A 9,464-nucleotide genomic window follows, 5' to 3' on the forward strand; every position below is an offset into this window, starting at 1 on the left:
CTCACCAGCCGAGCAGTTCGGCCAGGTCGATCCACTCGTCGCCCCAGCACTGTTCGATCGCGCGGCGCTGCGATTCGGGCTGCTCGGGTGACCAGCCGCAGCGCCGCCAGAAGGCCTCTCGATGTTCCTGCGTCATCCGCAACGGCTCAGTCATGGCGATCGCTCCTGCTCACCGCGGTCCTGCCCATCGATTGTGCGCCACAGTGGACACCGCCGGACGCGGTTCGCCGATAGCCGCGCACGGCCGCGGTGAAGGCGGGTATACGCCTGTTCCGGCGGCGACATGCCGGAACCGGGGTAGCGGAAACATTTTTCGGCGAGTTCAGCGCAGGTCGCGGAAGAACGCCCGCACGTCGTCGGTGAGCAGCTCCGGCTCCTCCAGCGCGGCGAAATGTCCACCGCGATCCACGTCGGTCCAGCGGGTGATGGTGTTCTCCCGCTCGTCGTAGCGATGGATGGCGACGTCGTGGGCGAACACCAGAACACCCGTCGGCACACCGGAGTTCACCTTGGTCGCGCCCCACGGCGCGTCCTGCGCGTAACCGACGTAGGCCGCGGAGCCCGCCGTTCCGGTGAGCCAGTACAGCATCGCGTTGGTCAGCAGGCGGTCCCGGTCGATGATCTTGTCCGGTTCCACCGCGCGCGGATGCGTCCACTCGCGGAATTTGTCCATGATCCAAGCCAATTGGCCGACCGGCGAATCCGTGAGCCCGTACGCGAGGGTCTGGGGGCGGGTGGACTGGATCGCGATGTAGCCGAACTCCTCGTTCATGAACGCCTCGATCCGGCGGATACGGTCCCGCTCCACGTCGGAAAGCTCGGCGAGCTCCTGCTCCGAGAGCGGGAGCGCGGGGAACGCGCCCGTGCCGCCGTTGGTGTGCACGCCGACCACCCGGTCCGGCGCCACCCGCGCGACCTCGGGACTGACCGCCGCGCCGATATCGCCGCCCTGCACGCCGTAGCGGTCGTAGCCGAGCCTGCGCATCAACTCCGCCCAAGCCCGCCCGACGCGCTCGACGGTCCAGCCGGATTCGCGCACCGGGCCGGAGAATCCGAACCCGGGCAGCGCGGGGATGACCACGTGGAACGCGTCGGCGGGATCGCCGCCGTACGCCTTCGGATCGGTCAACGGGCCGATCAGATCGAGGAATTCGACCACCGATCCGGGCCAGCCGTGCGTGAGCAGCAGCGGGAGCGCGTCCTGCTCGGGCGAGCGGACGTGCAGGAAGTGGATCGTCTGTCCGTCGATCTCGGTGCGGAATTGCGGATGCGCGTTGAGTTCGCGCTCGGCGGCGCGCCAGTCGTAGCCGGTGCGCCAGTGCTCGACCAGCGAGCGCAGCCACGCGGTGGGCACGCCGGTGTCCCAGTCGTCGCCCGGCAGCGGCTCGGGCCAGCGCACCGCGTCGAGCCGTCGGTGCAGGTCGTCGAGCTGCTGCTGCGGGATGTCGATGCGGAATTCGGTGATCTCGAAGGTCATGAGAACGACGATAGGAGCCACCTAGGACAGCTTCGGCCCTAGGTTTCGGGCAGACTTGCTCGCATGTTGGAAACCTCCGCCCGGCTGCTGCGCCTGCTGTCGCTGCTGCAAACCCCGCGCGACTGGACCGGGGCAGACCTGGCCGCCCGCCTCGAGGTCGACGTGCGCACCGTCCGCCGCGACATCGACAAGCTGCGGGCTCTCGGCTATCCGGTGCAGGCGACCGCGGGCGTGGCGGGATACCGGCTCGGCGCGGGCGCGAAGCTGCCGCCACTGCTGCTCGACGACGACGAGGCGGTGGCCGTCGCGGTCGGCCTGCGCACCGCCGCGGGCGGCACCATCGCCGGTATCGAGGACAGTTCGCTGCGCGCGCTCACCAAGCTCGAGCAGGTGCTCCCCTCCCGGTTGCGACATCGCGTGCAGCTACTGCACTCGGTGACGGTCACCGTCCCCGCCGCGGGCGCGACGGTCGATCCCGACGTGCTCACCGCCGTCGCCGCCGCCATCCGCGACCAGCACCGGCTGCGCTTCGACTACCGAAACCATGAGGGCGCGAGCTCTTTACGCACCGCCGAACCGCACCGGCTGGCGCACACCGGCCGCCGCTGGTACCTCATCGGCTGGGACGTCGATCGCGACGACTGGCGCACCTACCGGGTCGACCGGATGCACCCGCGCATCCCCACCGGGCCGCGGTTCACGCCGCGCGAGGCGCCCGAAATCGATCTGTCGGGCTACATCTCGCGAGGCGTGACGACCGCGCCCTACCGCTACGCCGCCCGCATCACCCTGGGCGTGCCTGCGGCGGTGGCTGCGGACCGCATCGCGCCGACGGTCGGCGTCATCGAGCCGATCGATGCCGAAAGCTGCCTGCTGCGAACGGGTTCCAACTCGCTCGATGAACTCGCCGTGTACGTGGCGCTGTTCGACTTCCCCTTTCGGGTGCACGAGCCGCCCGAGCTCGTCGAGCGCGTCCGCACGCTGGCCGAGCGCTTCGCGGACGCGGTCTCCTGATCCGCCGCACCGGGTTCAGGGGTGAACCGGGACGCCGACCTGCGCCGCGCCTACCGCACGCGCGACGCTGTCGATGCTCGCGCGCGACGTCATCGAGCTGTTCAACGGGCCGCTCGCATCCGAGCGTGCACGGCCGACGATTGCGGCCTGCTCTTCATCGACACCTCCCGCCCCGGCCACCGCCGCTGGTACTCGATGGAGCGCTGCGAACCTCACGAAGCTTCGCCGGCACCGGGCCTGCTGACGACGAGCACCGTCTTGCCCTGAGCATGCCCCTCGGCGACATGGGAGATCGCGGCCACGGCGTCGCGCAACGGATATTCGCGCTCGATCACCGGGCGTAGCTTGCCGCTCTCGACGAGTTCGGTGAGGAATTCCAGATCGGCTCGCCGCGGCTTCATCAGCAGCGGGCGCATGGTCTGCCGGATGAAAAGGTCGGCTACGACCACCCGGCCGATCCAGAGCACCGGACCGATCCAGTCGCCGCCCGGCGAGCCCGCCGAGGACACGAAGACGCCTTCGGGCGCGAGCACCTTGCGGCAGTCGGCGAGGCCGCGGTTGCCGACCAGGTCGAGCAGCACGTCGTAGCGTTCGCCCGACTGCACGAAATCCGTAGTCGTGTAGTCGATCACACGATCAGCGCCGAGGCCGCGCACGAACTCGACGTGACGCGTGCTGCACACCGCTGTCACCCGCGCGCCGAGCGCCTTGGCGATTTGCACGGCGAAGCCACCGACCCCGCCGGAGGCGCCGTTGATCAACACCGACTGTCCGGCGCGCACACCGCCGACATCGCGCAGACCCTGGAGCGCTGTCATGCCCGAATCCGGCACGGCGGCAGCCTGTTCGAAGGAGAGACCGGCGGGTATCGGCGCGAGGGTGGCGGCGTCGACACAAACGTATTCGGCGAACGCTCCGAAATCCGTTGCACCGTATACCCGATCCCCGATCCGGAACGAGGTGACCGCCGATCCGACGGTCACCACCTCACCCGCGAGATCGTGGCCGATCACCGGATGCTTGGGCTTGCGCACCCCGAAGCCCATCAGCCGGATGAGATACGGCTTGCCGGTGAGCAGGTGCACGTCGCCCGAGGCTACGGCGGCCGCCCTGACCCGGACCGAAACCTCGTGCGGGGCGGGCTCCGGGCGCGGTACCTCCTCGACGCGCAAGACGTCACTCGACCCGTAGCGCGGCGCGACAATCGCGGTCATCACGTCCCGACCGGTCACTGTGCGCGGGCTCGACGATTCCGACATGGCGGTTACCACCTCTACTTACACCGTAAGTGCTACAGCTCGAACGCTACGCTTACGGTGTAAGTCCGTCAAGGGAGAGCGATCGATGACCAAGCCCGCCGAGCGCGCCCGGCTCACCCGCGAGCGTGTCCTGCGCGCCGCCGTCCGCCTCGCCGACGAGCAGGGACTCCACGCGCTGTCCATGCGCAAGCTGGCCCAGACCCTCGGCGTGGAGGCGATGTCGCTGTACAACCACGTCGCGAACAAGGACGACCTGCTCGACGGGATCGCGGATCTGGTGGTCGCCGAGATGGCGGCGCCCGAGATCGGCGGGGACTGGAAGGCGGCGCTGCGCACCCGCGCCGTGTCCGCGCACGAGGCGCTGCGCCGCCACCCCTGGGCGACCGGACTGATCGGCTCGCGGGTGAACGTCGGCCCGGCGATGCTGCGCTACATCGACGCCACGCTCGGCTGCCTGCGCGCCGCCGGTTTCACCTACCAACAGGCGGACCGGGCCTGGAACGCGATGGACGCGCACATCTACGGGTTCACCCTGCGGGAGTCGACCTTTCCGCTGGAGCCTTCCGAATACGTCGCGGCGGCAACCTATTTCCTGCCGCGCATTCCGGAATCGACGCACCCGCACATGAACGCGCTCACCAGGCTGGTCATCGACGGCGTGCACGACGGCATCGCGGAGTTCGAATTCGGCCTCGAGCTCGTCCTCGACGGACTCGAGCGGCTGCTCGAGGCGAGCGAGTAACCCGTCAGTCGGTGCGCGCGGTGGCGTCCGGGTTCGTGGCATCGCGGACGATCCGCAGCGCGGCGGTCAGCGCTTCGAGTTGTTCCGGCGCGAGCAGACCGGTGAACCAGCGCTGAATCGCGTCGAGATAGTCCGGCAGCACCTGTTCGAGGCGGCGCACACCGGCGTCGGTCAGCACCGCGCGAGCGCTGCGACGGTCGGCCGGGTCCAGCACGCGCTCGACCAGTCCCGCCGCGGACAGCCGGTCGACCAGCCGGGTGACGCCGCTGGTCGACAGCGAGGTCTGCGTCGCGAGGTCGGTCATGCGTAGTCGCCGTTCGGGGGAACGGCTCAGGCGAAGCAAAGCGTTGAGGTCCAAGCCGGAGAGGCCACTCGACTTCCAGGTCGGCTCCAGCTTGGCGAGCAGGCCGTCGTGCGCCTCGTAGAGCAGGCCCATCGCGGTCAGGCGCGGATCGTCGAAGAGGTCGGGCTCGTCCATGACCCGGACTCTACCGGATGTATTTGACGCGCGGATAGTTGACGGGAGGAATACATTGGAGTAGATATATGACAACGCAATATTCCTCGCGTCAACAACTTGGGAGTTCTCATGTCATCGCAAGCCACCGGATGGGTCGCAGGCTTCCGCTCGGCCGTGATCAGCCCGTACGAGCGGATCAAGCTCACCGATTCGCACGAATTCACCGATCAGACCCTGCGCCAGGTGCTACGCATGGCTGGCGGCGGCGAACAGATCCGCATTCGCCTGACCAACCGCTACGGACGGACCCCGCTCGTCATCGGGGCCGCCCGGATCGCGCTGCGCAAGACCGCCGACGAGATCGTCCAAGAGACCGACCGCGAAGTGCGGTTCGCCGGAGCGGCGCGGGTGACCGTGCCCGCGGGCGGCGAAGTGCTCAGCGATCCGATCGACCTCGCGGTGGACGCGGGCGACGATCTGCTGTTCAGCCTCTACCTGCCGGAGCCGACCGGGCCCGCGACGTTCTCGCACATGCCCACCGAAATCGCCTACGCCGCGAGTGGCGATCACACCGGCGCGACCGGCATGCCCGACGCGCAAGAGATTCCCTGCCGCTTCTTCGTGAGCGGCGTCGACGTCCTCGCGCCCGCCGGGACCGACATCGCGGTCGCCTTCGGGGATTCTTGGTTCGAGGGCGTCGGCAGCACGCTCGGCGCCAACCGCCGCTCGGTCGACGTGCTCAACGAGCGCACGCGACGCGGCTGGGTGGTGAACCAGGGCATCGGCGGAAACCGGCTGCTCACCGAGGAGATCGGCGAACGCGGCCTGGACCGGTTCACCCGCGACGCCCGCGACGTCCCCGGCGTGCGCCACGTGCTGATCCATTTCGGCATCAACGACCTGATCCTCGGCGGCATGGGCGGCCAAGCGCCCGCCACCGCAACGGAACTCATCGAGGGATTCACCGAACTGGCTCGCCGCGCGCACGCCGCCGGGCTGACCATCCACGCAGCCACCATTGGTCCTTACGCGGGCTGCATCTTCCCTGGCCTCCCTGTCGCCGAGACCCTGGCCACTCGGCACGCCGTGAACGAATGGATCCGGGGCACGGACGTTTTCGACTCGGTCTTCGACGTGGACCGCGCCGTCGCCGATCCGCAGCGGCCGGACTACATCCGGCCCGAGTTCGACAGCGGTGACGGCATGCACCTCAACGACGCGGGCGCGCGAGCGATGGGCGAGTCCGTCGACCTGGCGAAGATCTTCGGGTAGCCGGATCGCGCACGGCCGCAGCCGGTTTCAGCTCGGCGATAGTCCGCGTAGCACGATCTCGACGCCGCCGCGGAATTCGTCGTCGACCGACATCGTCCGCGCCCGGCTCGCCGTCTGCACCAGCAGCGGGAAGTCGTCGGTGGCCAGCGCCGCGATGGTCGCGGTGCCCGGCCCCGCGATCGAGGCGTAGTGCTCGTTCTGCAGGAAGCCGAGCAGGAAGCCGACCACCGTGCGCTGCGCGATCACCCGCTCCCGGCCTGCGAAGCCCGCGTCGGTGAGCACGGTCAGCATGGCCTCCATCCAGTGCAGCGACGCGGCGGAGGACTGGCGGTGCCGCAAGATCAGCGGCACCACGGCGGGATGGGCCGCGACGGCGGCCCGCATCCGCGTCAGCAGGACCACGGCCCTGGCTCGCCAGTCCTCCCCCTCCGGGGGCACGGTCTCCATGGCTCCGAGCACCCGATCGACCACCAGCACCTCGAGCTGATCCCGGTCTGCGACATAGCGATACAGGCCCATGGTGGCGACGCGCAGTTCCTTCGCGACGGCCCGCATGGTCAGTCCTTCGAGCCCGTCGCGGTCGATGACGGCGAGGGCGGCGTTCCCGAGATCGTCGGTGGTCAGCGAACGAGGACGTGGCATGGGTTGACAGCGTACAAGGTACGCGCATACTGGTCGTAGGCGTACGTCGTACACTTACGAAGGAGAGACCATGTCACTGCCGACTTCCGTCGCCGCGCGCACCTTGCGGACCATCACCGGCGTCGAGGTACCGATCCCGGACCCCGATTGCCTCGTTCACCTGCAATTCCGTCGTTTCGCGGGCTGCCCGGTGTGCAACCTGCACCTGCGTTCGATCGTCACTCGCCGCGCCGAGATCGCCGCGGCGAACATCCGCGAGGTGATCGTCTTCCACTCGCACGCGGAGGAACTGCGCAAGTACACCGACGATCTGCCGCTCGACGTCATCGCCGACCCGGACCGCATCCTCTACCGCGAGTTCGGCGTCGAGACCTCACCGCGCGCCCTGCTCGACCCGCGCGGCTGGCCCGCCATCGCCCGCGCTGTCGCGCACGACCTGCGCGCCATGCTGCGCCGCGACCGTCCCGCTCCCCCGAGCCGGCCCGACGGCGGCCCGCTCGGCCTGCCCGCGGATTTCCTCATCGCCCCCGACGGCCGAGTGCTGGCCGCCAAGCACGGGACGCACGTCTACGACCAGTGGTCGGTCGACGAACTGCTGGCGCTCGTGCCCGCCGAGCAGCTCCGGTGACGGCGATCGCCGAGCCGCAGGCTGCCTCGCGCACGGCCGGAGCCGCGCAGCCACGTGTCGTCAGGGCGGGCGCGCTGCTGAGCGCCGGACGGCTCGCAAGCGCGTTCGGTTACGGCGCCATCGACTACGCATTCGAGAAGGGGACACACTCGTGATGACCATCGAGCTGTTCGTGACCGTGGGCGTCCTCGACGCCGAGCGCAAACACGCACTCGCCGAACGCATCCTGTACGCACTGACCACCGAGGACGACGCGCCGGACACGGTGCTCGACAAGGCGCGCGAACTGACCCACGTGCTCGTCCGGGAGCCGGACGTGTGGGCGACGGGCGGACCCGCCGCACCGCGCTACCTCGTACGTCTCACCGTCCCCGGTTCGTGGAGCAACAACCCGCGATTCGCCGACCACGTCGTGCCGATGATCACCGAGGCGATCGCGGCGACCGAGCCCGATCCGGAACGCCTCACCCGCGAACCGCACTGCGTGATCCAGATCGTCGGCCTCCGCGAACGCGGTCTCGCCGCTCTCGGCCGCCCCCTCACCGGCACCGAGATCACCGAGCTGATGACCGAGGACTACCGCAACTCCGGCGAAACCCGGGAAGCCCCCGAGGGTTTCGCCATCGACCCGATCTGCGGCATGACCGTCGAATTGGCCACCGCGGAGCTGACTCTCACCCACAACGGCACCTACTACGCCTTCTGCGCCCCCACCTGCCGCAAACTCTTCACGGAGGAACACGCGATCCCCGCCTGACCAGCCCGGTGGCCCCGAAATTCTTTGGCGCGCGCCACTTTTCGTAACGCCGGAGCTAGTCCGACCGATTGGTCAAATATGGATGACGGCGAGCCGTCATCCATAACCATAGAATTGGACAAAGGATTCATCATGTCGTTCACCAAGCTGCTCGGCGCAGGCGTCGCGGCACTGGCCTTCGGAGCAGTCCTCACAGCGGGTCCTGCTGCGGCCGAACCGATTACCGCCACACCGGTGATCGCGCCCGGCGAGCCCGCACCGTCGTCGGGTAGTGCACTGATCAGCGGCTTCGATGGGCTGCTTCGCCTCCTGCGGTGCGGCTCCGCCTACAGCTGCAACTAGGAGTCCTGTCGACGGCACGGGCGGGGTTGGCTTCCGCCCGTGCCACGGGGAACTCATAACTCGGCGCCCCAGCCGGTCCCGCTCGATCCAGGAGGTGCGCTGAGCGCACCAGCCCATCCCTGCTGCCCCCAACACCCCGAAAAGGCCGCCGCCGATCCACGGCAGCGGCCTTCGTGAGGTGTCAAGGCAGTAACGAGACCGGATCGAGGGTGAACTCGAAAGGAGCTCGCAAAGTAACCTTCTCCCCGGCTGCGACCCGATACGTCGGCTCGTAACTGCGGTCGCCGCCGAGGGAATGGACGAACGCCACCGGCAACGACTCGCCCGGCAGCTGTCCCTTGAAGGCATTGAGCTCGAAGCGCCAGTAGTTCGGAATCCCCGCCTCGGCGTAGAGAACCGGCTTCACCATGCGGTCCTGCAATGTGGTCGAGTTGGAGACCACTTCGACGGCAAGCTGAACCTGCTCGACAGGAATCCCGCGACCGTCCCAGTCGATCGGGCCGGTGACCACGATCAGATCTGGAATGGGCTCGTCGTCTCCGGTCAGGACACCGACGCCCCGCATCACCTCGTACTCATGGGGCCGGACGGCCTCCAGCGCGCTCTCCAGCCGCTCGAGCACCCGCTGATGCCGCGGTGTCGGAACGGCGTTCACGACGAGCTGACCGTTGAGCACCTCGTAGCGCAATCCGTCATCGGGCATGCGATCGAGGTCGGCAGCCGTCCAATGGTCCGAGCTGGGAACCGGCATCGTCATCGAATCGCCTCCAACCCCACCGGCATTCGCCAACCGCGCCGGTTGGACTCAGCACGAGCGTAGCTCAGTCGGCACGGTCGACCTGGGGTCTTCCGTGCCGACTGAGCGAGCACA

14 protein-coding genes are annotated in these 9,464 nt (G+C 68.7%); 8 read left to right on the forward strand and 6 right to left on the reverse strand.

All coding sequences use genetic code 11. The features are described from left to right. Position 1: 1 nt before the first annotated feature. Both AC3EO7_RS03695 and AC3EO7_RS03700 read right to left on the reverse strand, forming a co-directional pair. Positions 2-154, reverse strand: coding sequence for a hypothetical protein (locus AC3EO7_RS03695; protein WP_431965119.1), 153 nt, complete (start codon positions 152-154; stop codon positions 2-4). Between the two features lie 168 nt (positions 155-322). Next, positions 323-1,477 (reverse strand): epoxide hydrolase family protein, encoded by a 1,155-nt coding sequence (locus tag AC3EO7_RS03700; protein WP_431965121.1) that lies wholly within the window; start codon positions 1,475-1,477, stop codon positions 323-325. A 63-nt stretch (positions 1,478-1,540) separates the two neighbouring features. On the opposite strand from AC3EO7_RS03700, the gene AC3EO7_RS03705 reads away from it, so the two are divergent. Then, positions 1,541-2,491: a helix-turn-helix transcriptional regulator gene (locus AC3EO7_RS03705; RefSeq protein WP_431965123.1), complete on the forward strand. Its 951-nt coding sequence runs from the start codon at positions 1,541-1,543 to the stop codon at positions 2,489-2,491. A gap of 21 nt (positions 2,492-2,512) precedes the next feature. Further along, entirely contained in the window at positions 2,513-2,758 is a 246-nt protein-coding gene (locus AC3EO7_RS03710) for a CGNR zinc finger domain-containing protein (RefSeq protein WP_431965125.1), read from the forward strand. Here the strand turns inward: AC3EO7_RS03710 and AC3EO7_RS03715 are convergent. Beyond that, on the reverse strand, positions 2,704-3,750 hold the full coding sequence (locus AC3EO7_RS03715) for an NAD(P)-dependent alcohol dehydrogenase (RefSeq protein ID WP_431965127.1): 1,047 nt from the start codon (positions 3,748-3,750) through the stop codon (positions 2,704-2,706). The two genes, AC3EO7_RS03710 and AC3EO7_RS03715, sit on opposite strands and share 55 nt — an antisense overlap. Positions 3,751-3,835: 85 nt before the next feature. On the opposite strand from AC3EO7_RS03715, the gene AC3EO7_RS03720 reads away from it, so the two are divergent. Next, on the forward strand, positions 3,836-4,492 hold the full coding sequence (locus AC3EO7_RS03720) for a TetR/AcrR family transcriptional regulator C-terminal domain-containing protein (protein ID WP_435590442.1): 657 nt from the start codon (positions 3,836-3,838) through the stop codon (positions 4,490-4,492). Positions 4,493-4,496: 4 nt separating this feature from the next. Here AC3EO7_RS03720 and AC3EO7_RS03725 read toward each other — a convergent pair whose 3' ends face one another. Continuing rightward, a complete protein-coding gene (locus AC3EO7_RS03725) occupies positions 4,497-4,970 on the reverse strand; it encodes a MarR family winged helix-turn-helix transcriptional regulator (protein ID WP_435590443.1) in 474 nt (157 codons plus the stop codon). A 111-nt stretch (positions 4,971-5,081) separates the two neighbouring features. Here AC3EO7_RS03725 and AC3EO7_RS03730 point away from each other — a divergent pair, with 111 nt between their 5' ends. After that, positions 5,082-6,224: a GDSL-type esterase/lipase family protein gene (locus AC3EO7_RS03730; protein ID WP_435590444.1), complete on the forward strand. Its 1,143-nt coding sequence runs from the start codon at positions 5,082-5,084 to the stop codon at positions 6,222-6,224. A gap of 27 nt (positions 6,225-6,251) precedes the next feature. On the opposite strand, the gene AC3EO7_RS03735 is transcribed toward AC3EO7_RS03730, so the two are convergent. Beyond that, on the reverse strand, positions 6,252-6,866 hold the full coding sequence (locus tag AC3EO7_RS03735; RefSeq protein WP_431965135.1) for a TetR/AcrR family transcriptional regulator: 615 nt from the start codon (positions 6,864-6,866) through the stop codon (positions 6,252-6,254). A gap of 70 nt (positions 6,867-6,936) precedes the next feature. Here AC3EO7_RS03735 and AC3EO7_RS03740 point away from each other — a divergent pair, with 70 nt between their 5' ends. The 4 genes from AC3EO7_RS03740 (at position 6,937) to AC3EO7_RS03755 (ending at position 8,593) form a co-directional block, all read left to right on the forward strand. Beyond that, on the forward strand, positions 6,937-7,494 hold the full coding sequence (locus AC3EO7_RS03740; protein ID WP_431965137.1) for a peroxiredoxin-like family protein: 558 nt from the start codon (positions 6,937-6,939) through the stop codon (positions 7,492-7,494). Next, the gene (locus AC3EO7_RS03745; RefSeq protein WP_431965139.1) at positions 7,491-7,649 is read left to right on the forward strand and encodes a hypothetical protein; all 159 of its coding nucleotides are present in this window, start codon (positions 7,491-7,493) and stop codon (positions 7,647-7,649) included. The genes AC3EO7_RS03740 and AC3EO7_RS03745 overlap by 4 nt, the downstream gene beginning before the upstream one ends. Further along, positions 7,649-8,251 (forward strand): ATPase, encoded by a 603-nt coding sequence (locus AC3EO7_RS03750; protein WP_435590445.1) that lies wholly within the window; start codon positions 7,649-7,651, stop codon positions 8,249-8,251. The genes AC3EO7_RS03745 and AC3EO7_RS03750 overlap by 1 nt, the downstream gene beginning before the upstream one ends. A gap of 132 nt (positions 8,252-8,383) precedes the next feature. Beyond that, positions 8,384-8,593, forward strand: coding sequence for a hypothetical protein (locus AC3EO7_RS03755; protein WP_431965143.1), 210 nt, complete (start codon positions 8,384-8,386; stop codon positions 8,591-8,593). Positions 8,594-8,774: 181 nt separating this feature from the next. Here AC3EO7_RS03755 and AC3EO7_RS03760 read toward each other — a convergent pair whose 3' ends face one another. Beyond that, positions 8,775-9,350, reverse strand: a complete 576-nt coding sequence (locus AC3EO7_RS03760; protein WP_435590446.1) for a Uma2 family endonuclease — start codon at positions 9,348-9,350, stop codon at positions 8,775-8,777. Positions 9,351-9,464 lie beyond the last annotated feature (114 nt).

This window comes from Nocardia sp. bgisy118 (genome assembly GCF_057708605.1).